This is a genomic window from Nisaea sediminum (assembly GCF_014904705.1).
Taxonomy (GTDB): Bacteria; Pseudomonadota; Alphaproteobacteria; order Thalassobaculales; family Thalassobaculaceae; genus Nisaea; species Nisaea sediminum.
Genome location: NZ_JACZCQ010000006.1, coordinates 674,407 through 695,639 on the forward strand (window position 1 = coordinate 674,407; position 21,233 = coordinate 695,639).

General features: G+C 65.6%; 19 protein-coding genes and 1 tRNA gene. 12 read left to right on the plus strand and 8 right to left on the minus strand.

Annotation, left to right across the window (positions count from 1 at the left end; genetic code table 11):
- Positions 1-2 precede the first annotated feature (2 nt).
- Positions 3-1,340: an adenylate/guanylate cyclase domain-containing protein gene (locus IG122_RS15245; protein ID WP_193185085.1), complete on the plus strand. Its 1,338-nt coding sequence runs from the start codon at positions 3-5 to the stop codon at positions 1,338-1,340.
- A 1-nt stretch (position 1,341) separates the two neighbouring features.
- Here the strand turns inward: IG122_RS15245 and IG122_RS15250 are convergent.
- A tRNA-Gln gene (locus IG122_RS15250) sits at positions 1,342-1,416 on the minus strand.
- Between the two features lie 124 nt (positions 1,417-1,540).
- On the opposite strand from IG122_RS15250, the gene IG122_RS15255 reads away from it, so the two are divergent.
- From IG122_RS15255 to IG122_RS15265, 3 genes are all read left to right on the plus strand, one after another.
- Complete coding sequence (locus IG122_RS15255) at positions 1,541-1,942, plus strand: hypothetical protein (RefSeq protein ID WP_193185088.1); 402 nt, start codon at positions 1,541-1,543, stop codon at positions 1,940-1,942.
- Positions 1,943-2,115: 173 nt separating this feature from the next.
- Positions 2,116-2,937, plus strand: a complete 822-nt coding sequence (locus IG122_RS15260) for a hypothetical protein (RefSeq protein WP_193185090.1) — start codon at positions 2,116-2,118, stop codon at positions 2,935-2,937.
- A 101-nt stretch (positions 2,938-3,038) separates the two neighbouring features.
- Positions 3,039-5,327 (plus strand): peptidoglycan-binding protein, encoded by a 2,289-nt coding sequence (locus IG122_RS15265; protein WP_193185093.1) that lies wholly within the window; start codon positions 3,039-3,041, stop codon positions 5,325-5,327.
- A gap of 8 nt (positions 5,328-5,335) precedes the next feature.
- On the opposite strand, the gene IG122_RS15270 is transcribed toward IG122_RS15265, so the two are convergent.
- From IG122_RS15270 to IG122_RS15280, 3 genes are all read right to left on the minus strand, one after another.
- Positions 5,336-6,211, minus strand: a complete 876-nt coding sequence (locus IG122_RS15270; RefSeq protein ID WP_193185096.1) for a 4-(cytidine 5'-diphospho)-2-C-methyl-D-erythritol kinase — start codon at positions 6,209-6,211, stop codon at positions 5,336-5,338.
- Positions 6,204-7,898, minus strand: coding sequence for a tetratricopeptide repeat protein (locus tag IG122_RS24490; protein ID WP_193185099.1), 1,695 nt, complete (start codon positions 7,896-7,898; stop codon positions 6,204-6,206). The genes IG122_RS15270 and IG122_RS24490 overlap by 8 nt, the downstream gene beginning before the upstream one ends.
- Positions 7,899-7,990: 92 nt before the next feature.
- Positions 7,991-9,625, minus strand: coding sequence for an electron transfer flavoprotein-ubiquinone oxidoreductase (locus IG122_RS15280; protein WP_193185102.1), 1,635 nt, complete (start codon positions 9,623-9,625; stop codon positions 7,991-7,993).
- A gap of 111 nt (positions 9,626-9,736) precedes the next feature.
- Here IG122_RS15280 and IG122_RS15285 point away from each other — a divergent pair, with 111 nt between their 5' ends.
- The 3 genes from IG122_RS15285 to moaB all read left to right on the plus strand — a co-directional run bounded on the left by IG122_RS15285 (position 9,737) and on the right by moaB (position 13,232).
- Entirely contained in the window at positions 9,737-10,591 is an 855-nt protein-coding gene (locus IG122_RS15285) for a uracil-DNA glycosylase (protein WP_319024901.1), read from the plus strand.
- A 216-nt stretch (positions 10,592-10,807) separates the two neighbouring features.
- On the plus strand, positions 10,808-12,694 hold the full coding sequence (locus IG122_RS15290) for a lytic transglycosylase domain-containing protein (RefSeq protein ID WP_193185108.1): 1,887 nt from the start codon (positions 10,808-10,810) through the stop codon (positions 12,692-12,694).
- Positions 12,681-13,232: a molybdenum cofactor biosynthesis protein B gene (moaB, locus tag IG122_RS15295; RefSeq protein ID WP_193185111.1), complete on the plus strand. Its 552-nt coding sequence runs from the start codon at positions 12,681-12,683 to the stop codon at positions 13,230-13,232. Before IG122_RS15290 ends, moaB begins: the two co-directional genes overlap by 14 nt.
- Positions 13,233-13,236: 4 nt before the next feature.
- On the opposite strand, the gene IG122_RS15300 is transcribed toward moaB, so the two are convergent.
- Positions 13,237-13,818 (minus strand): TIGR04282 family arsenosugar biosynthesis glycosyltransferase, encoded by a 582-nt coding sequence (locus IG122_RS15300; protein WP_193185114.1) that lies wholly within the window; start codon positions 13,816-13,818, stop codon positions 13,237-13,239.
- A 4-nt stretch (positions 13,819-13,822) separates the two neighbouring features.
- Positions 13,823-14,617, minus strand: a complete 795-nt coding sequence (locus tag IG122_RS15305) for a TIGR04283 family arsenosugar biosynthesis glycosyltransferase (RefSeq protein ID WP_226893591.1) — start codon at positions 14,615-14,617, stop codon at positions 13,823-13,825.
- A 109-nt stretch (positions 14,618-14,726) separates the two neighbouring features.
- Between IG122_RS15305 and IG122_RS15310 the strand changes: the two genes are divergently transcribed.
- From IG122_RS15310 to IG122_RS15320, 3 genes are read left to right on the plus strand one after another with little or no spacing between them, the layout of a single operon-like run.
- Positions 14,727-15,785, plus strand: coding sequence for a phosphotransferase (locus IG122_RS15310; RefSeq protein ID WP_193185116.1), 1,059 nt, complete (start codon positions 14,727-14,729; stop codon positions 15,783-15,785).
- 28 nt (positions 15,786-15,813) lie between these two features.
- Positions 15,814-16,023, plus strand: a complete 210-nt coding sequence (locus IG122_RS15315) for a DUF4169 family protein (RefSeq protein ID WP_193185118.1) — start codon at positions 15,814-15,816, stop codon at positions 16,021-16,023.
- A gap of 41 nt (positions 16,024-16,064) precedes the next feature.
- Complete coding sequence (locus IG122_RS15320) at positions 16,065-17,210, plus strand: PA0069 family radical SAM protein (protein WP_226893592.1); 1,146 nt, start codon at positions 16,065-16,067, stop codon at positions 17,208-17,210.
- Positions 17,211-17,217: 7 nt separating this feature from the next.
- Here IG122_RS15320 and IG122_RS15325 read toward each other — a convergent pair whose 3' ends face one another.
- The gene (locus IG122_RS15325; RefSeq protein WP_193185120.1) at positions 17,218-17,814 is read right to left on the minus strand and encodes a LysE family translocator; all 597 of its coding nucleotides are present in this window, start codon (positions 17,812-17,814) and stop codon (positions 17,218-17,220) included.
- Positions 17,815-18,082: 268 nt separating this feature from the next.
- Between IG122_RS15325 and IG122_RS15330 the strand changes: the two genes are divergently transcribed.
- Together IG122_RS15330 and IG122_RS15335 are read left to right on the plus strand one after the other, a co-directional pair.
- Positions 18,083-18,724, plus strand: a complete 642-nt coding sequence (locus tag IG122_RS15330; protein ID WP_193185122.1) for a ribonuclease HII — start codon at positions 18,083-18,085, stop codon at positions 18,722-18,724.
- Between the two features lie 148 nt (positions 18,725-18,872).
- Positions 18,873-19,961, plus strand: a complete 1,089-nt coding sequence (locus tag IG122_RS15335) for a site-specific DNA-methyltransferase (RefSeq protein WP_193185124.1) — start codon at positions 18,873-18,875, stop codon at positions 19,959-19,961.
- On the opposite strand, the gene IG122_RS15340 is transcribed toward IG122_RS15335, so the two are convergent.
- Entirely contained in the window at positions 19,927-21,219 is a 1,293-nt protein-coding gene (locus tag IG122_RS15340; protein ID WP_193185127.1) for an MFS transporter, read from the minus strand. The two genes, IG122_RS15335 and IG122_RS15340, sit on opposite strands and share 35 nt — an antisense overlap.
- Positions 21,220-21,233 lie beyond the last annotated feature (14 nt).

Below are 21,233 nucleotides of genomic sequence, written 5' to 3' on the forward strand. Positions count from 1 at the left end.
AGATGGCGGAGAGCACCGGAAAGACGAAACAGGACACCGGACGCCTGCCGAGCCGTGTCGAGGCGGCGATCCGTGAGCAGGAAGCGCAGAACGAGATCCTGATCGGCTGGGTCCAGCTGACCGTGGTCTCGATCTGGTCGGTGCTCTACACGCTGTCTCCGAAGACCTTCGCTGAAACGGCCCGGTTCGAGCCGATCCCCTGGGTTCTGAGCGCCTATTTCGCCTTTACGATCCTGCGCCTTGTCCTGTCCTACCGGCGGCTTCTGCCGCCATGGTTCCTTGCTCTATCGGTGATCGGCGACATCGTGTTGCTGATGGTGACGATCTGGAGCTTTCACCTGCAGTACGAGCAGCCGGCCTCGTTTTATCTGAAGGCGCCGACAATCCTCTATGTGTTCATTTTCATCGCTCTCCGCTCTTTCCGTCTGGAGGTCGGCTATGTCCTCCTCGCCGGTATCGGCTCGGCACTCGGCTGGCTGGCACTGGTCGCCTATGCGATGGTGGTTGATCCGACCGACCCGATGATCACGCGCGACTATGTCGACTATCTGACGTCCAACGCAGTCCTGATCGGCGCGGAATTTGACAAGGTGATCTCCATCCTGATGGTCACCGCGATCCTAGCGGTGGCGATTCACCGCGGTCGCCGCCTGCTTGTGCGTGCCGTTGCGGAAGGCACTGCGGCACGAGATCTCTCGCGCTTCTTCGCGCCAGAGGTGGCGCGCAAGATCACGCATGCGGAGGCCGAACTGTCGGCCGGTAGCGGGGAGCACCGCGAGGCGACCATCCTCTATGTCGATATCCGTGGGTTCACGGCGCTGAGCGCACGTCTGGAGCCGAAACAGGTGCTGCGGATCCTGGCCGAGTATCAGGCCCTGGTCGGCCCGGCGCTGCGGCGTCATCGCGGCAGCATCGACAAGTTTCTCGGCGACGGGGTGCTGGCGACCTTCGGCGCGGCGGAGCCGGACTCGGCGCATGCGGCGAACGCGCTCCGGGCGATCCGGGCCCTGCTCGCTGCGACCCGGGACTGGACACCGGACGCGGAGCTCCTGGCGCCGGGCGCGCTCAGGATCTGCATGGCGGCGGCCAGCGGGCGCGTCGTTTTCGGCGCTGTCGGCGATGCCGAGCGGCTGGAATACACGGTGATCGGCGACGCGGTGAACCGGGCGGCGAAGCTGGAGAAGCATACGAAGGCGCTTGGCGTTCGGGCCCTTTGCGACGGCGCGACCCGGGAGCTGGCCGCAGCAGCGCCGGATCTGCCGGGTCTTTCGGCAATCGGCGAGCAGTCCGTCGAGGGAACCGACGGTTCTGTCGAGATCTATGAAATCCGGGAAGACTGAGTGGCTGGGGCGGCAGGATTCGAACCTGCGCATGGCGGTACCAAAAACCGCTGCCTTACCGCTTGGCTACGCCCCAATCGCGCGGGAACATAGTCAGAAAGCGGATTGCTTGCAACCGCTTCGACACCGCACCCTTAACATCCGCGGGACGAGCGGTTAGACTCCTCAGATCCTTTGGCTTTTCGAGGTTGAAGACGGACATGGCCAAATCGGTGCTGCCCTGGAGCCTGAAAGGCGTGTCGCCCGAGGCGCGCGAGATCGCGAAGAAGGCGGCCGCGCAGCAGGGCATAACGATCGGCGAATGGGTGAGCCGTGCGATCCGCGATGTCGGCCCGGAGCCGGATGCTTCGGCGGAACCGCGTCCGGCCGGGCGCGTAAGCGGCGGACCGATCGTCGCCAGCCCGGATGATGAAGAGGCGCTGCGCGCCGCCGTGCGCGAACGGATCTATGCGGCCGAGGAACAGGTCGCCCATGTCGTCGGACCGCTGCAGGACATTATCGAGCGGATGGCCCGCCGTCTGACCCGGCTCGAAGAGGTGACGTCCGAAAATCCGGAACCCGCGGCACAGATACCGGAGCAGCGTCGTCTCGACGGCTGGTAAACTGGCACTTCGCACTACTTGACACCGCTTTCTACCCGGTCATATCGGGTGCGCCATATCCCCTCAAAGTCGCAGAAACCCTTGCGCTACCGGGTAACCTTTGGTACTTTTCAGCGGATCGGCCGCCGTCACGGTGGCGCGACCCTTGAAACAAGCCAAAGGCGGGTTGTCGGGTGTCAGGCAAATCTCCGTGGAGTGTGAAAGGTATCTCTGCCGAAGACCGCGAAGCGGCCAAGATCGCGGCGCGCAAGGCGGGCATGCCGATCGGCGTCTGGCTGAGCGAACAGATCCGCCACGCGGCGAGCGACAAACCTGCCGAGGAAAAGCAGGCGGTCGCGGAGTCCGAGCCCGCTCGCGAGCATATACCTTCTCCGGTCGAACGGGATGCCGACGGACCGCGCGAGCGGCATCGCAGCGGTCGGGTCGATCCGCGTTTCGCCTTCGGGCGGGGCCAATGGAGCGTCGCCGAAGAGGCGATCGATCGGGGCATGGTGGCCACGGCCTCTGCCGGCTATCCTTGGCAGTTCCGCGGTGCCCAGCATGTGGCCGCGTCGGCCCCGGTTCAGCCGCCGATGCCGGCCAATTCCGGATATCCGCCGCCCGTCCCGCAGATGCAGCACCCGGTTCCGGCGCCTGCGGCAACGCCCGCAGCGCCCGGAATGTCCGAGGCGGAAGGCGCGGCGCTGGTCAAACGGGTGGAAACGCTCGAGTCACAGTTGCGGGAACTCCGATCCAAGGTTGACGCGGCGGAGGACAGAACCCTCGCGCGCTTTGAGCCCTTGTTGAGCAAGATCGAGACTCTGACCGCCGAAGTCGGTCAGCTGAATGCACGACCGGCCGCGTTGCCCGGGACCCAGGAAGCCTCTTTCTCCACCGCACCGATCGAACGCGCCGTCATGCGGCTCTCCGAGCGCCTTGGCCGGGTCGAGCGCCTGGTTCTGCCGGGCCATAGCTCCGGACGCGGTTTCTTCTCACGCCTTTTCCGTCGCGGGTAGCGCTACCGTTCGATAGTGTATAAATTGAACGAAAGCGGAAGGTTAGGCGGTATCGATCCGACCACTACTCTCTAGCCCAGCCGATCAACCGAGGAGTGCCGGTGGTCCGGAAGCCGACAACATGGAGCGTGAAGGGCATCGAGGAAGATGTCCGCGATATCGCACGTGCGGCGGCGGATCGGGAAGAGCAGACGATAGGAGCCTGGATCGATCACGCCATTCGGGTGCATGGAGGCCAGCGCCCTCGGGACGACCGTCCGGACTCTGAGCCGGCGGCGAACGTTCCGGATGCGCTCCCGGAACCCGGCCTGGCGGGAATGGGCGGGGCAAGCGCCGACGTCCTGCTCGAGATTGTCGACGACGAACTGGATGCGTCCTCCAACAGGCTGGATAATGCCCTGCGTCCGATGGGCCTTGCTCTGCTGGATCTCGCCGAACGCATGGTCGCATTGGAGCGTAATGCCCAGGCGCAGCCCAGTATCGGCCGCGCTCCGGACGCGGAGCGGGAGCTGGAGCCAGAGTCCGACTATGACGACGATTTCGGCCCCGAAGCCCCCCCGTTGCCCGAGGAAGAAGCGTCTTGGCCCGCCGAGGCCGCAGCGCCGGACCACGGTTTCCCGCTACCTCCGATCCACGATCTGGATCCGGGCATAGACAGTTTCGACATGCCGCTGGTGACCGGCGAGGCGGGCGCGGGTTCCGACCGGGCTCGGGAAATCGACCGGCGGCTTCGAGCGCTCGCGGGCGCTGTCGACGCAGCGGATACAGAGCCGCCGCCGCCGACCGGAGACCTCGGGCCGACGGAGTTCGATCTGGAGCCGCCGTCCCGCGCTCCGGCTCCGGCCGAGCCGCTCGAATTGCCGATGGCGTTCCGCGGCGTGCAGAAAAGCGGTTATGAATCCCACCCTGGCGCCGCGGCCGGAGAGATCATCCGCCGTCCGGTACGTCCACGCCGGTCGATCCGCCGAAAACTCGCGCTATCCGCCGCCGCCGTCCTGATTCTCGCCACAGCGGGCCTTTACGTCGCGGCGGATCATGTCGGCCTTGGTCATGTGCGGGCCGGGATCGAGCGCGATGTCCGCCCGGCGATCACCACGGTGGCGATCGGAGCCTCTCACATCGTGGAGACGCTCTCGGCAAAGCTGGACCCGATCCTGAACGAGGCGAAAACCGCATTGTTCGGTGGTGACAAGACCGAACAGCCGGAACCGGGCTCCGATCAGACCCGCACGAAGGAGGAATCTCCGGCTTCGGCCAGCAGCGAGTTCGCGGCACCGGAGCCGCGGTCCGAGCCCGAACCCGCGCCCGATGCCTTGTCCTCCCGGGAGGAACCCGCACCGGCCCCGGGCGAGACGGTGCCACCCGTTGTCGCAGAGGTGCCGTCGCCGGCCGCCGAACCCCCGACAACGATTGCGGAGCCGGCACCGGAGCCGCCAGCCCCCGCCCCGGTCGAGATCGCACCAAAACCACAGGAAACGCGGCCGGTTCCAGTTCCCGAAGCGTCCCCCGCGAAGTCGGTGACCGAAGTGGCGCCGCCGCCGGCGCCGCCTCTGCCCGCGTCCCCGGGCGCGGCGGCAAGTGGCGGTCGGGTTGCCGCATTGCCGCCGAATGATGCCGGCGCCTCCGGGTCGGCGCGTGACGAACTGGCGGCGCGCGCCGAAGCAGGCGATGCGACCGCGCAGCACGACCTCGCGATCAGCTATCTCACTGGTAAGAACGGCTCGAAGGATCCGGCGCGCGCGGCGGAGCTGCTGAGGGAGGCCGCGATCCAGGGACTTCCGAGCGCGCAATACAATCTCGCCGTGCTCTATGAGACAGGTCAGGGCGTCCGCAAGGACGATGTGCGGGCGCTGCTCTGGTATCACAGTGCCGCCGAGCAGGGGCACCCGAACGCGCAGTACAATCTCGGGGTCATGTATGCTGAAGGCCGCGGCATTCCGCTCAATTTTGAGGAAGCGGCCCGCTGGTTCCGGGCTGCGGCGAACCAGGGATTGGCCCGGGCCCTCTACAATCTCGCGGTGATGACGGACGAGGGTCTGGGGGTCGCGCAGGACAAGGCGGCTGCCCTGGATCTATATCGTGCTGCCGCCGGAGCCGGCGACGAACGCGCGATCGAACTTCTGGCCGGAAGCGGGGACGTGACATCGGAAATGGAGACGCCGCTCGGCGGCGCCGATGGCGTCCAGATCGTGACCACCACACCGGCCAGCCTGGTCGCGGAAGCTCAGGGCGAGCTCACCCGTCTTGGACTCTACGACGGACGTCTCGACGGGCTGATGGGGCCAAAGACGAGGACCGCCATCCGGGCCTTCCAGAAGACCGCCGGCATTCCGCAAACGGGCGAGGTCAGCCCGGAACTCCTTAAGCGCCTGAAGGCCGCGACGCCCTGAGGGCTCCGTCAGGCCGGAAGTTCCAGCTCGTCCGAAGCCCAGTTCCGAATCACGCCGGCATGCAGCCACCAGTCCGGATGTGCCGCTTCGGCGATACGGGTTGCCTGATCGCGTCCGGCCTCGGTCTCGAACAGGGCGAAACAGGTTGCCCCGCTGCCGGACAGGCGGGCGGCCGCCACGCCCGGAAGCTCTCTCAGAAATGTCAGGACGGTTCCGATCTCCGGAGCGATGCGGCAGGCGGGGGCTTCGAGGTCGTTCCGATCGAGCGGACCTGTTTCGTCCCCCGCCACACCCGCCGGAACCGGCCCGGCGGCCAGGGCGCCGAAGACGGCCCCGGTCGGCACCGGGACCCCCGGATTGACGAGCAGAACCGGCTGCGGCGCGAAATCCTCCGCCGGTGCATCGAGGTCTATGCCGGTGCCCCGCATGATCCGATTGCGGGGCTCGAGGCAGACCGGCACATCGGCGCCGAGCGAGGCCGCGAGGCGCCGTATTTCTTCGCCCATCGGGTCGCGTCCGGAAAGACCCGCCATAAAACGCAGCATGGCCGCGGCATCCGCCGAGCCGCCGCCAAGCCCGGCAGCCACGGGGATCGACTTTTCAAGATGGATCCGGAGCGCGGGAAAGCCCGGTTCGATGCTGCGAAAGCCCGAAATCGCGCGCAGAACCAGATTGTCGCTGTCGAGCGCGCTGACAAACGCGCCGGCCACAGTCAGCGCGTCTTCGGCCCCCGGGGCCGCCGACACCGTGATGCGGTCAAATAGATCGGCGAAGGCGACGAGGCTGACCAGCTCGTGATAGCCGTCGGGCCGACGGCCGAGGATACGAAGTCCGAGATTGACCTTTGCCGGCGCGAGCAGAACCCGCGTGCCGATATCAGCCATTTCCGGGCGTGGTCGGCGCGCCGTCCGTGACCAGACCCTCGCTGAGTTTGCGCTCGATCTCCGAAGCGAGATCGGGTTCCGGGTTCATCTCCAGAGAACGGCGCCACTGGTAGGTTGCTTCGAGGCGGCGGCCGACCCGCCAATAGGCGTCGCCCAGGTGATCGTTGATCACCGCGTCGCCAGGCCGGAGCTGCACCGCCCGTTCGAGATGGGTGACGGCCTCCCGGTGCTGTCCGGTCCGGTAAAGCACCCAGCCGAGACTGTCGACGATGTAACCGTCGTTCGGCCGCTGCCGCACCGCGCGTTCGATCAGGGACTGCGCCTCCTTGAGGTTGATGCCCTGCTCGACCCAGGAATAGCCGAGATAGTTCATGACGTAGGGCTGTTCCGGCGACAGCTCGAGCGCTTTCAGAAAATCTGCCTCGGCCCGCTCCCACCGCTTGGCCCGTTCGAGCGCGATGCCGCGGGTATAATAGAGCGTCCAGTCGTCGTTGGCGGCCGGGCCGAGCTTTTCGAAGGCCCCATCATAGGCCGCGATCGCCTCGTCCCAGGCCTCGTCGGATCGAAGCGTGTCCGCAAGGCGGACCAGCACCGTCCCGTTGTCCGGATAGGTCCGGGCGAGATCGCGGAGCACGGAAAGCGCGGCGGCTCTCTCCCCTTCGGCATCGAGCGCCGCCGCTGTCCTCAGTCCGGCCATCAAGTGATAGATCGAATCCCGCCCGATCCCCCGGTAGATCTCCAGCGCGTCCGCATGGCGGTTGCGGTCGTCGAGAATTTCCCCGACCAGCAGACGGGCGAGCGGGAAGTCGGGCCGCATGTAAAGCGCGAGCTGGGCATAGATCAGCGCGATTTCGCTGCCGCGGTCCCGTTGCAAGGCGCTCGCGATGTCGAACATGGCCTCGGCGACGCCGTCCGTCGCCGAAGAAACGAGACCTTTGGCCGGGCCGCCGGCCTCCGCGGCTGCCAGAGCGGCGGCGAGCGCGTCTTTGTTCTGATCCGTGAGGTCGCCGCCGGCCAGGATCTCGCGTGCCGCCGTGCCATGGCCGGCCTTGGCGTAATGCAGCGCGGCGCCGATGCGAAGCCGTGCCGGTGGCCGGTCGAGCGCGGAAAGCGCGGAACGGAACGATTTGTCGAGAGCCTCGAAATCCCCCTTGAGGCTCGCGATGTAACCGGCATGAAGATCAGCCAGGAGGGCGAACCCTCCCTGTTTGCGGATCGCGTCCAGATGTTTTTCGGTCGCCGCCCAGTTCCCGCTGCCGGCTTCGACCCAGGCAAGCAGCAGCGGACGCAGGATCTGCGTCAGGCGCGACTCTTCAAGGGCCTCGAGCTGTCCGCGGGCGGCAGCAAAGTCCCCGTCTTTCATGGCGGCGAGGGCAAGCACGAGACGGCCGAAGGCATAGCCGTTCTGCTGCGCGACCAGATCGGATGCCATATCCAGCGCGTCTGCGGTTCGCCCGTCGGAAATGCGGGCGAGAAAAGTGCGCTGAGTCAGGCCTGGATTGCCAGGATCGGCTGCCAGCACGGCGCCAAAATTCTGAGCCGCGGCGCCGAGGTCGCTGCTTCGATAGGCGTGCAGGGCCTTGAGATAATCACCGGAGACCGTATCGCGCTGCGGGATCTCGGGGAGATCCGCCGCCGGACCGGTCGCGGCGCAGGATGACAGCGTCACGGCCGCAAGGATTGCCACTGCGAGGCATCCGTTACGCGGTCCTCGTGCAGTCATGATTCTACCCTCTCGTTTCCGGCGGTCTGGCGATACGGCCTCAGGAGTCAGTCGGTTTACATGTTCGGATAGTTAGGTCCACCCCCGCCTTCGGGAACCACCCAATTGATATTCTGGGTCGGATCCTTGATGTCGCAGGTTTTGCAGTGGACGCAGTTCTGCGCATTGATCTGCAGGCGCGGATTGCTGCCGTCGTCGTCGCGCACGATCTCGTAGACTCCCGCCGGGCAATAACGCTGCTCCGGCGCGTCGTAGAGCGCGAGATTGTGCTGCACCGGGATCGAGGGATCCTTCAGGGTCAGGTGCGCCGGCTGATTTTCCTCGTGGTTGGTGTTGGAGAGGAAGACAGAGGACAGGCGATCGAAGCTGACCTTACCGTCCGGCTTCGGATAGTCGATCTTCTCGCAATGATCCGCCGGCTTCAGGCTTTCGTGATCGTGGTGGTGATGCAGGGTCCAGGGGCTCTTGCCCTTGAACAGGGTCTCGATACCGGCATTGGCCATGCCCATCAGGAAGCCGGCCTTGAAGCCCGGACGGATGTTGCGTACCGCCTTGAGTTCGTCCCAGACCCAGCTCTTCTCCATCCGGGCGCGGTAATCGGCGATTTCCAGTCCCGCGCCGGCACCGTCCTTCATGGCGTCGAACAGGGCTTCGGCGGCGGTCATGCCGGACTTCATCGCGGTGTGCGAGCCCTTGATCTTCGGCACGTTCAGGAACCCGGCCGAGCAGCCGAGGATCGCGCCGCCGGGGAAGGTGATCTTCGGGATCGACTGGAAACCGCCCTCGTTGATCGCCCGCGCGCCGTAGGAGATGCGCCGGCCGCCCTCGAAGAAGGGGCGGATCTTCGGATGGGTCTTGTAGCGCTGGAATTCCTCGAAGGGGCTGAGATGAGGGTTCTCGTAATCGAGGCCGATCACGTAGCCGACCGCCACCTGGTTGTTTTCCAGATGGTAGAGGAAGGAGCCGCCATAGGTGCCGCCGTCGATCGGCCAGCCGACCGTGTGGAGGACGAGGCCCTCCTGATGCACAGCCGGATCGACTTCCCAGAGCTCCTTGATGCCGATGCCGTAGGTCTGCGGGTCGACGCCGTCGCGCAGGTTGAAGCGTTCGAACAGGGTCTTGGTCAGGGAGCCGCGCACGCCCTCGGCGAAGAGGGTCTGCTTTGCATGCAGCTCGATGCCCGGTGTGTAGTTCGCGGTCTGCTCGCCATCCTTGCCGATGCCCATGTCGCCGGTCGCGACGCCGCGCACGGCGCCGTTCTCGTCATAGAGCACCTCGGCGGCGGCGAAGCCCGGATAGATCTCGACGCCCATACCCTCGGCCTGCTCGGCGAGCCAACGGCAGACATTGCCAAGGCTGATGATGTAGTTGCCGTGGTTGTTCATCTGCGGCGGGCAGGGCAGCTGGTATCCGCCGTTGCGGGTCAGGTACATGAAGCGGTCCTGGGTAACCGGCGTGTTCAGCGGCGCACCGCGCTCCTTCCAATCCGGGAAGAGCTCTGCCATCGCCCGCGGCTCCATCACCGCGCCGGACAGGATATGGGCGCCGACCTCGGAGCCCTTCTCGATCACGCAGACACTCAGATCCTGGCCATGCTGCTCCGAAAGCTGGCGCAACCGGATCGCGGCCGACAGGCCGGCAGGACCGGCCCCGACGATAACGACGTCGTATTCCATCGACTCGCGTTCCATGAACCTCTCCAAATCGTTTCTTACACAGGTTAGTGTCTTACTTGGCACAGCTCCCGGGCGTCGACAAGCGACGCGACGCGGCCTGTGTCACGAATGAGAGACGAGGAACGCGTGAGCCTTTCGCTGGACGAGACCCAACCGGACCCCGAAGCGCTGCTTCGGTGGTATGTCGAACTCGGTGCCGACGAGGCCATCGGGGACGAGCCGGTGGACTGGTTCGCCGCCGCCACCGCCGCAGCCTCTGTCCCGATCCCGGCCCAGTCTCCCGCGAGCGCTGCCCCGGCATCTGTTACGCCCCCGCAACAAATGCCGAAACCCGCTGCCGAAGCCGCTCCCCGGCGTGCGCCGGCCGCTGCGGAGCCACCGTCGGACAGTGCCGCCCGGGCCCTTGCCTCTGCGGCGCAGACACTCGACGAGCTGCGCGCCGCGCTTGAAGCTCTCGAGGGTTTCCCGCTGAAGGTGACTGCGACCAATCTCGTTTTCGGCGAGGGCGTGGAACAGCCGGATGTGATGTTCATCGGCGAGGCGCCGGGCGCGGACGAGGACCGGCAGGGGCGCCCGTTCGTCGGTGCCAGCGGACGGTTGCTGGACCGGATGATGCAGTCGATCGGACTCGATCGGGAAAAAAACGCCTATATCACCAATATCCTGCCCTGGCGCCCGCCGGGGAACCGGGAGCCGACACCGGCCGAAATCGCGACCTGCCTGCCGTTCATCCGGCGCCATATCGAGCTGGTCCGTCCGCGCGTTCTGGTTCCAGTCGGAGGGACTTCGGCCAAAACGCTTCTCGACCAGCGACAGGGCATCATGAGGCTGCGCGGACGGCAGTTCGAATATGCCGGTCCGGGGCTCGACGGACCCATTCCGGCAATCCCGCTTTTTCATCCTGCTTTTCTGCTCCGATCCTCCGGTCAGAAGGCCCTCGCATGGCGCGATCTGCTCGCAATAAAGCAAATTATTCAATAATTTACGGAAATGTTTTCGCTTAAATTGGTGAGAATTCTCCGCTTCCGTTAACCAATCTGGTTATACCGTCTAACCTATTGAAATAATGACGAGTATTACCTTGTATTAAGCCTTTACATCAAAATCCAAACTTAAGTAGTTGTGGCGATTGGCGGGATGCAGGTACCCGAAATCGCTGCTTGAGATTGCCTTCTTCTTGCCCTACTTAGCGTGGTCATGATGAGAGGTGAAAAACCGACTCCGACCCGCCGGGGGTGGCTCTCGATCCAGGTGATCGCAGGCGCGATCCTCGGTCTGGCCACGGGGATATCAACCAGTTACGGGCCGGCTGACGCCGCGGCGCGCAACGATGCGATTCCGCCGCGAGCATCATCATACGACGTTCTCGATACCGACTCGGCCGCGACGCAAATCCGGTTCGAGGTGATTGGCGAAGAAGACGTCGTCCGATATCGCAAAATTTTCGAATTGCAGGATGCCGGCAAATGGCGCGCCGCGGACAAACTGATTGCGGAACTCGATGACGAGGTCCTGATCGGCCACGTGCTCTATCAGCGCTACATGCATCCCACCGCCTATCGGTCCAAATACAAGGAACTGAAGGACTGGATGGCGCAGTACGCGGACCATCCGGGCGCGCGTAAGGTCTATCGTCTGGCGCTGCGCCGGAAACCCGGCAACTGGAAGCCCCCGGCGCGGCCCGAGAAGGGCTATCTGACCGGCAGCGGCGCCTCCCAGGTGAACGGTGCGGTCGAGCCGCAACAGCATCTGAGCCGCAAGGGGCCGGCCGTATCGCGCCAGGGGCGGAGCGTGATCCGCGAAATCCGGAGGTTTGTCCGTCAGGGATATCCGACCGGCGGCGTCAAATATCTGAGTTCCAAGGCTGGAAAAGGTCTCGACAAAACGGATCGGGCCCATGCGCTGGCCGAGATCGCGCATGGCTATTTCGTCTTCAATGTCGACGAAAAGGCGATCCGCTACGCCAAGGAAAGCCTCGAGCTGTCCGGCGACCTGATCCCGACCGCGCACTGGACGGCGGGCCTCGCCTATTGGCGCCAGGGCGATTACGACGCCGCATCGGGCCATTTCGAGTCGCTTGCCCGTGCCCCCGACGTCTCCCGCTGGGTGAAGGCTGCCGGGGCCTACTGGGCATCGCGCGCGCATCTGGCGGAGCGGCGGCCGCGTCAGGCCACTCTCTGGCTGGCGCAGGCGGCAACCCATTCGGCGACCTTCTATGGGCTTCTGGCGCGGCGGGCGCTCGGCATTGACATGCCGCTGGACTGGACCCTGCCGGAGCTGAACGAGGATACCAAGGAATCGCTTCTCGGCGCTCCGGGCGGACGCCGGACCTTTGCACTGCTGCAGGTCGGCCGCATGGACCTCGCGGAGAAGGAACTCCGCCGGCTCTATCCGAACATGCCGGACTACATGCACGGGGCGATCATGACCGTCGCCGCCAGCAACGGCATGCCGGGCCTCGCCATGCGGATCGCCGGGATTCTTCGGGCGCGCGGTGACCGGCCCTATTACGCGGCCTTCTATCCGCTCCCGGACTGGCAGCTTGACTCGATCGCCGGGATCGACAAGGCCCTGATCTACGCCATCGCGCGGCAGGAATCGAAATTCAACGCCAATGCGCGCAGCGGTCGCGGGGCCATCGGCGTCATGCAGATCATGCCGCGCACCGCCGCTTGGGTTGCGGGCGACCACAGCTTCCGCAGCCGCGACGGGCGCAAGGCGCTGATGGATCCGAGCCTGAATCTCAAGCTCGGCCAGGAATATGTCGGCCACCTGCTGAAGCAGGACAGCGTGAACGAGGGCCTGTTCCAGCTTCTCGCCGCCTACAATGCCGGCCCGGGCACGCTCCGGAAATGGACCAAGGATGTCGATTTCAAGCAGGATCCGCTGCTTTTCATCGAGTCAATCCCGCGGCACGAGACCCGCGAATTCATCGAGCGGGTGCTGACCAATCTCTGGATGTACCGGCTGCGCCTCGGCCAGCCCGCTCCGTCGCTGGATCACATTGCCGCCGGGTCCTGGCCGCGCTATGAGTCAATCGATCTCTCAGAGCAGCCGGGCGACCCGAAACATGCCAGGAATTGACGAGTCCCGTCCTTTCGTACCCGTTCACATTGCCGTTCTGACCGTTTCCGACACACGGACACTGGAAACGGACCGTTCCGGCGACACGCTGGTCGAGCGCCTGACCGGCGCGGGCCACATCCTCGCCGACCGCAAGATCGTGAAGGACGACGTTCCCGAGATCACCGGCCAGCTCCGCAGCTGGATCGAGGATGACGGGATCGACGTTGTGCTCTCGACCGGCGGAACCGGGCTCACCGGCCGGGACGTGACGCCGGAGGCGTTCCGCTCAGTCTTCGAGAAGGAGATCGAGGGCTTCGGCGAGCTCTTCCGCTGGATCAGCTACCCGAAGATCGGCACCTCGACGATCCAGTCGCGGGCGATCGCCGGGGTGGCGCGCGGAACCTATCTCTTCGCCCTGCCGGGTTCGACCGGGGCCTGCAAGGATGCCTGGGACGAGATCCTCGTCAACCAGCTCGATATCCGCTTCCGCCCCTGCAATTTCGTTGAGATCATGCCGCGCCTGCGCGAGCACGAGCTTTACGGCCGCTCCGCCTGACAGGTTAGGTCTTGGGGGCCTCTAGGTCGGCACCCGTATCCACGTCCCTTAATTCCGCGACGAACCCGATTCGGTGGCCTGGGGCGAATCCCCTGAGCGTGTCCGCAAGGGCATGTTCCGACGACCAGCGCACCTGCCGGAACGGGTCGCCGCGATAGCGTGGCGAGAAACCGACCAGCCAGTAGCCGCCGTCGGCCGAAGGTCCGAAAACCGCGTCGTTGCGCCCGAGCTTCCGGAAGGCCTCCGCGATATGCGCCGGCGCGATCCCCGGGATGTCGCTGCCGATCAGCACCACGGGTCCTCCACCGAACGTGCGGAGCGCGTGCAGCATCCGATGTCCGAGATCGCCGGAGGCCTGATGATGGAAGCGCCAGGGACGCGGCCAGGGCCAGCGGGCGGCATGATGCGGTGTGCCGAAGATGCGGCAGTCCCATTGCCGGCTGCGGGCGAGCCGCCTCAGGGTTCCGGAGAGATTCCCGCGATACCAGCGGGTCGCGGCGAGGCGCCCGATATCACGGGCCAGGCGACTCTTGACGAGGCCGGCGCGCGGCGTCTTTGCGAACAGGATCAGGGTCTTGCGGGGCATGGGCTCAGCTGTAGATCCGGGCAATCAGCCGCGGCGGGACACGGCAGAAGAACAGGGTCAGGCAGACGAAATTCCGGAGCATGCGCCGGAGATACCCGCTGCGGACATAGCGTTCGGCGGAGGTCACGGCGCGGACGTCGAACAGGGCGAGACGGGCAAGGCCGATCCGCCGGATCATATCAACATCCTCCATCAGCGGGATCTCCTTGTAGCCGCCGAGACGGCGATAGAAGCGCCGGTGGATCAGCAGGCCCTGATCGCCGTAAGGCAGGCCGAGCCACCTGTTGCGCCAGCGCACGATCTTCTCGAGCCGTCTGGCCGCCGTGCTGCCGTCGTCGAGGGCAAAGCTGAAGACCGCCGCCCGCTCCCGGTTGCGCTCGTTGCTGGTGAACACCATGACGCTGGCGGCCCAGCCGCGGTCGAGGGCGGTGTCCCCGTGCAGGAACAGCAGCCAGTCGCCTTTCGCGGCCCGTGCCCCGGCGGCGAGCTGCGTGCCGCGTCCGGATGGGCTCTCGATGACGCGCGCGCCGGCCGCCTCAGCGATCTCTCTTGTACGGTCCGTCGAGCCGCCGTCGACCACGACGATCTCCGGCGTGAAACCCGAGCGCGCGGCACTGGCGAGGGCGTCGAGGGTTCGCTGCAGCCCGCGCTCGGCGTTCAGGCAGGGGATGACGATGCTGAGCGACAATTCCGGTGCCGGCACGCCGATGCGGCGGCCGTGCTCGTCGAGCGGACCGAAAGCGCCCGGCGGCGGAACACGCCACAGATCCTCGTTCTTCGATGTCCCGCGCTTAACCAAGACCGACCTTATTTTTCCGTTACTTCACCTGCTGTGCTAACAGATGCGGGAGAGGCGCGCCTGCTGTCAGCGGTGCGCCAGATTAGACCATTTCAGAACGTTTGCGGCCATGACCACCGATCTCGACCTGCGCAATCTCCATGCCGAGCTGATGAAGCTCAAGACTTACCATGGGCTCGCTCTCGAAGATCTGATCAAACTGCCGGAACGGGGCCTCACGCACGATCACGTTCTGCTCGGCGACAGAACATGGAAGGGGCAGAAGCTGCTCGTCAGGGTGCCGCGCCATGCCGGGCGCGATATGACGCCGGAAGAAGCGCTTTCCCTGCAGGCCGAGTGTTTCCGTCGTGCCGCGCCAAGCCGCCATACCCCGGCTATTCAAGGCCAGCTCGACCCGAGCCCGCGGTTGCCGAACGGCGCCCTCATCGTGGATGCGGTCGAAGGCAAGCCTGCCCTGCTTCCGCGCGACCTGCCCCAGATCGCGGAGACGCTCGCCAGCGTGCACCGCCTGCCGGTGCCGGAAAAAATGGCGCCGCTGGCCCGGACCGTACGTCCGATCGAGGCGCTGGTCGCATTGATCGAGGCGCAGGCGGAATTCATCCCGGCTCTGATTGATGACCGGGGCGCACGGGCGATCCTCGAGGAGGAGCGCAAGTGGGCACGGGATTTCGCCGCCGAGCACGGCATGACCCCTTTGCCGCCCACACTTGTCCTGACGGACACCCACCCGGGAAATTATGTGGTCCAGAAGGACGGCCGCGCGATCTTCGTCGACATGGAGAAGACCCAGTACGGAAATCCGGCGATCGACCTCGCGCATGCCTCGCTCCACACCTCCGTGACCTGGGATCCGGACGTCACGGGAGAGGTGAGCCGCGAGGATGTCATCGATTTCTACGACACCTACAGGACGGCCGTTCCGCCGTCGCTCGCGCGCTCTCTGGAGCCCTGGCTTCTGCCGTTCCGCCGGCTGACCTGGCTCCGGACCACAACCTGGGGCTGCCGCTGGTATGCCGAAAACGTCGCGCAGGTCTCGAAGGGCGGGGACGGCCAGCGCGACCATATGCTCAAGGGGGTTCTGGAGCGCTTGCGCCGGATCGCCCGTCGCGAGACCATGGAACGGGTCCGCGGCGAATGGCAGGGTCCCGACCCGCTGGTGCTGGATTGAGCGCCGGGCGGACGTTCCGGAGGAAGGGATGAGCGGCAAGATCGTCAACCTGCGTCAGGCCCGCAAGCGCAAAGCGCGCGAGACCGATGCGCGAAAAGCCGAGGAAAACCGGACCAAATTCGGCCGTACCCGCGCCGAACGGGCCGAGGATAACGCCGGCACGGCCCGCCGCGAGCAGCAGGCGGAACGGCTCGAAGGACACCGGATGGAAAAGGAGACCCCGTCCGGGGAGTCCTAATTGTTCTTGTTTTGTTCTAAATCCAGTTCTACCATGCGTCCATGGTCGAAACCGATTTCAATATGCCGGAGGCGGCGGACCCCGAGGTCCTGATCCGCTCGCCCATGAAGGGGCGGGGCGCGGTCACCAACGCGACCGGGCGGTTCGAACGCGAGCGCCGGGAGCGCGTCATCGGCGGCTGGCCCGGCGACAATCCCTTCCAGGGCAGCTCGCCGGACGGCTGGGACGCCGAAAAGCGGCCGAAGACGGAGGTCGCGGTGGATGCCTCGCGCACCATCATCGCCCGCAACCAGTCCCCCGACGTGCCGTTCGACCGCTCGATCAACCCCTACCGGGGATGCGAGCATGGCTGCATCTACTGCTTCGCCCGGCCGACCCATGCCTATCTCGGCTATTCGCCGGGGCTCGATTTCGAGACCAAGCTGCTGGCGAAGCCGGATGCGGCGGCGCTCCTGGACGCGGCGCTGCGCAAGCCGGGATATCGGCCGGAAGTAATGGCGCTCGGCACCAATACCGACCCCTACCAGCCGATCGAGAAGGAGCGGCGGATCACCCGCGAGATCCTGCAGGTGCTCTCGGATTTCGGCCATCCGCTTTCGATCGTCACCAAGTCGGCTCTGGTTACCCGCGACATCGATATCCTGGCGCCGATGGCGGCACGCGGCCTCGTTTCCGTGGCGCTCAGCATTACCACGCTGGATCGCGATCTCGCCCGCATCATGGAGCCGAGGGCCGCCACCCCTGCGCGCCGGCTCGATGCGGTACACGCGCTGAAGTCGGAAGGTATCCCGGTGCACGTTCTGGCGGCGCCGATCATTCCGGCGATCAATGACGGCGAGATCGAGGCGCTGGTCGAGGCCTCGGCGGAAGCCGGCGCGCGCGGCATGGGACACATCCTCCTCCGGCTGCCGCTGGAGATAAAAGACCTGTTCCGCGAGTGGCTGGAGGAGCATTTCCCGGACCGGGCGGAGCGGGTCTATTCGCTGATCCGGCAGACCCGGGACGGTGCACTCTACCGTGCCGAGTGGGGCGAGCGCATGCGCGGCTCGGGTCCCTATGCCGCGCTCATACATCGCCGCTTCGAGGTGGCGAAGAAACGGGCGGGGCTCGCCTCGAAGTTTCCGCCGCTCCGGACGGACCGGTTCCAGGTCCCGCCGCGGACGGGAGACCAGCTCAGCCTGCTTTGACCCGCCGTCAGGTCAGGAAGAGCGAGGAGAGCAGCAGCAGGGCGAGCGCGATGTTCGCGGCGCGGAGCCGCGGGCCCTGGAGCCAGCGGGACAGTCCTGCCCCGATCCCGGCCCAGGTGAAGCCTGAGATGATCACCGCAGCGAAGAACAGAACGCACATCACCGGCAGCCTTGAGGCAATCGCGGAGGAACCGTCTGCGAGCACGCCGCCGAAGGTCGTGATGGCGCCGGCGGAGATCAGCCAGGCCTTGGGATTGACCCACTGGAAGGCGGCAGCCTCGTGAAACCGCATCGGCCTTGCGGGCTTGCCGAGATTGTTCGCCGAGCCGCCGGCGATCTTCCAGGCGAGATAGACGAGGAAGGCCATGGAGGCATAGCGCAGCGCCTCAAGCAGCCCGGGCACGGCGCTGAGCAGCGACCATAGGCCCAGCGCGACGGCAGCGATCATCGCGGGAAAGCCAATGGCCACGCCGAGGATGTGTGGAACGGACCGGGCAATGCCGAAATTCACGCCCGAGGTGGCAAAGAGGGTGTTGTTCGGGCCGGGTGTGATGCTCAGGGTCAGAGCGAAAATGGCGAACCCGGCAATCCAGTCTTCGAGCATGGCGCTTTCCCGGTTGGAATCCCGGAGATTATCTCGTCGCGGGCCCCGGGAGTCGCAAGCCGGAACATGTCACCGATACAATATTTCGGGGATAGTGCCTGTCGCATAACTACTTGTAGCGCCGAGGCGGACCGTGATGTAAGTCTGGGTCGGAACCGGCGGCGGACTCGGGCCGTCCCGGCCATGGCCTACCCGGTCAACCATATGAAGTTTCAAGGTTATTTGGGTAGCTTCCGAACCGGTACTCTGTATCTGAGGAATGAGTTTTTTGCCCGATCTGAGCCTCGAAATCGATGCGGGCGGTGACCGCGGAACGCTCGTCGCGGGGATCGACGAAGTCGGCCGTGGACCTCTTGCCGGCCCTGTCGTCGCCGCCGCGGCCTGCATTCCGCCGGCACTCTACGCCGATCCCCTGATCGCCGAGGTCAACGATTCCAAGAAGCTTTCCATCGCCAGACGGGATGCGATCGCGGCTAGGTTGCGGGAAACCGTTCCGTTCGGGATCGGGATGGCCGATGTCGAGGAGATCGACCGGATCAACATCCTGCAGGCTACCTTCCTGGCGATGAGCCGGGCCGTCGAGGCGCTTGGCCGCGAACTGGGGACCACGCCGGACCTTTGCCTCGTCGACGGGAACCGATTGCCGAAACTCGCGATGCCGGCCCGCACGGTGGTCAAGGGCGACCAGCGCTCGGCGAGCATCGCCGCCGCCTCGATCATCGCCAAGGTGCACCGCGACGCCATCATGATCGCGCTCGCCGAGAGTCATCCGGGCTACGGCTGGGAGCGCAATGCGGGCTATGGAACGGCGCAGCATCTGGCCGCGCTCGCGACCCTCGGTCCAACGCCGCATCACCGCCAGTCCTTCCGGCCGGTGCGCGAAGCTGTTTCGGCCGTTCGGACCCGCTAGAGGTCCGGGCAGGGTTCCGAGTTCACACAACATCTGGTGTTCGACTTGTAAGTATTTGACTCTATTTAGTAAATAGACATCGCCGTCTTGACGGGATTCCGCGAATACCGGAGACTCCGCGGATCTTTCCTTGGCGCGGACGGACCAAATGACGGCGCAAATCAGGCTGCCGCTGGACCAGATTCTGGTCGGCGACTGCATCGAACAAATCAATAAACTACCCGAGAATTCGGTGGATCTGGTGTTTGCCGATCCGCCCTACAATCTCCAGCTTCAGGGCGAACTCGTCCGGCCGAACAATTCCGTGGTGGACGCGGTCGACGACCATTGGGACCAGTTCGAGACCTTCCAGGCCTACGACCAGTTTACACGGGACTGGCTTGGCGCCGTGCGCCGGGTGCTGAAGGACGATGGCGGGCTCTGGGTGATCGGCAGCTATCACAACATCTTCCGGGTCGGCTCGATCCTGCAGGATCTCGGCTTCTGGATCCTGAACGACGTGATCTGGCGCAAGACGAACCCGATGCCGAACTTCCGAGGCAAGCGCTTCACCAACGCGCACGAGACCCTGATCTGGTGCGCCAAGAGCGAGTCGAGCAAGCGCTACACCTTCAATTACGAGGCCATGAAGGCCTTCAACGACGATCAGCAGATGCGCAGCGACTGGCTGCTGCCGCTCTGTACCGGCTCCGAGCGCCTGAAAGTGGATGGCCGCAAGGCGCATCCGACGCAGAAGCCGGAAAGCCTGCTGGCCCGTGTGCTGCTTTCGACCTCGCAGCCGGGCGACGTCGTGCTCGATCCGTTCTTCGGCTCCGGCACCACCGGCGCCGTGGCGAAGAAGCTCGGCCGCCGCTTCATCGGTATCGAGCGCGAGCAGGAATATGCCGAGATCGCCATGAACCGCATTGCGCATGTGAAGCGGATCGAGGACGAGAGCCTGCTGAAGATCGAAAGCAAGCGGACCGAGCCCCGCGTGCCGTTCGGCAATATCGTCGAACGCGGCATGCTGCGCCCGGGCGAGGTCCTGTTCGACCAGCGCCGCCGCTGGTTCGCCAAGGTGCGTCCTGACGGCTCGCTCGTCTCTGACAGCGCCAAGGGCTCGATCCATTCCGTCGGTGCGGCGGTTCAGGGGGCGCCAGCCTGCAACGGCTGGACCTTCTGGCATGTCGACCGGGGCGGAAACCCGGTCCCGATCGATGTCTTCAGGCAGCAGGTCCGCGCGGAGATGCGGGCCTGACGAGCGCGAGCAGGGCAAGGCCGGCGATCCAGAACAGCAGGATCGTCGCCATGCCCCAGCGCTGGCTGTCGAACGCCACCGTGACCCATCCGAGCAGAGCCGGACCGAGGAAGCTCGTCGCCTTGCCGGAGAGCGCATAGAGTCCGAACATCTGTGCACGGGCCACTGCGGGCGCCATCTGCGTCAACAGCGTGCGGCTGGCCGCCTGAGACGGGCCGACGAAGATCCCGAGCGCCAGCGCGAAGATCCAGAACCAGGCGACATCCTCGACCACAAGAACCGCGAAGCCGAAACCGATCAGCCCGACAAGCGAGATCGCGATGGTCGGCTTGGCGCCGATCCAGTCGTCGACCCAGGCGAAGAGGAAGGCGCCGATCCCTGCGGTGACGTTGAGGGCGATGCCGAACTGGATGATCTCGGCGAAGCTCATGCCGAAAGTGCCGGCGGCATAAAGCCCGCCGAACTGGAACAGCGTGGCGAGCCCGTCGGCATAGAGCATGCGCGCGATCAGAAAGATGCAGATATCCGGGTGGCGACGCAGCCCGCGCAGCGTACCCCAGAGCGTTGTCAGACCCTCGCGCGCCGCCCGGAATACCGGCAGTGGCGTGTGCAGGTCGTCCGGCACATAGCGCAGCAAGGGGATCGAGAAGAGCATGAACCAGATGGCGGCCAGCAGAGCCGTCGCCCGGACATGCTCCGCCGCTCCCTTGTCGAGCCCAAAGGGCGGCACCTCAGCCTGCACGAAGCCGAAGAGGGCGATCAGCAGGCAGACGATGGCGCCCAGATAGCCGAGCGCCCAGCCCCAGCCGCCGATGCGACCGAGCTTGCCGGGCGGGGCGATGCCGCCGAGCATGGCGTTGTAGAAAATGTTCGCGAATTCGGTGCCGATCAGCACCAGCCCAACCGCAACAAGAGCAAGCACGGTGTCACCGGGGTCGGGATGAACGAACCAGAGCGCCCCGGCGGCGAGGATCGCCAGCAGGGAAAAGCCGGTGATCCAGGGCTTCTTCGGGCCCGAACGGTCTGCGATGGCGCCGAGCACGGGCGCCAGGATCGCGACCGCGAGCCCGGCGATCGTCAGCGCCCGGCTCCAGAGCACGGTGCCCTCGACCTCGTCCCCGACCACCCCGCGGGCGAAATAGGCCGAGAAGACGAAGGTGATGATCACCGTCGGCAGCGGCGAGTTCGCCCAGTCGAACAGACACCAGGAAATGGCCGCGCGGCGTCCGCCCGGAGGCCCGCTTCCAGCCAGGCTCACCCCCGCGCCTGCCA

Excerpts from the sequence above, each read along its gene's own strand:
- IG122_RS15245 (WP_193185085.1), top strand. The coding sequence starts at position 3 with ATGGCGGAGAGCACCGGAAAGACGAAACAGGACACCGGACGCCTGCCG.
- IG122_RS15255 (WP_193185088.1), top strand. The coding sequence starts at position 1,541 with ATGGCCAAATCGGTGCTGCCCTGGAGCCTGAAAGGCGTGTCGCCCGAG.
- IG122_RS15270 (WP_193185096.1), bottom strand. The coding sequence starts at position 6,211 with ATGGCTGATATCGGCACGCGGGTTCTGCTCGCGCCGGCAAAGGTCAAT.
- IG122_RS15280 (WP_193185102.1), bottom strand. The coding sequence starts at position 9,625 with ATGGAACGCGAGTCGATGGAATACGACGTCGTTATCGTCGGGGCCGGT.
- IG122_RS15290 (WP_193185108.1), top strand. The coding sequence starts at position 10,808 with ATGATGAGAGGTGAAAAACCGACTCCGACCCGCCGGGGGTGGCTCTCG.
- moaB (WP_193185111.1), top strand. The coding sequence starts at position 12,681 with ATGCCAGGAATTGACGAGTCCCGTCCTTTCGTACCCGTTCACATTGCC.
- IG122_RS15300 (WP_193185114.1), bottom strand. The coding sequence starts at position 13,818 with ATGCCCCGCAAGACCCTGATCCTGTTCGCAAAGACGCCGCGCGCCGGC.
- IG122_RS15310 (WP_193185116.1), top strand. The coding sequence starts at position 14,727 with ATGACCACCGATCTCGACCTGCGCAATCTCCATGCCGAGCTGATGAAG.
- IG122_RS15315 (WP_193185118.1), top strand. The coding sequence starts at position 15,814 with ATGAGCGGCAAGATCGTCAACCTGCGTCAGGCCCGCAAGCGCAAAGCG.
- IG122_RS15320 (WP_226893592.1), top strand. The coding sequence starts at position 16,065 with ATGGTCGAAACCGATTTCAATATGCCGGAGGCGGCGGACCCCGAGGTC.
- IG122_RS15325 (WP_193185120.1), bottom strand. The coding sequence starts at position 17,814 with ATGCTCGAAGACTGGATTGCCGGGTTCGCCATTTTCGCTCTGACCCTG.
- IG122_RS15335 (WP_193185124.1), top strand. The coding sequence starts at position 18,873 with ATGACGGCGCAAATCAGGCTGCCGCTGGACCAGATTCTGGTCGGCGAC.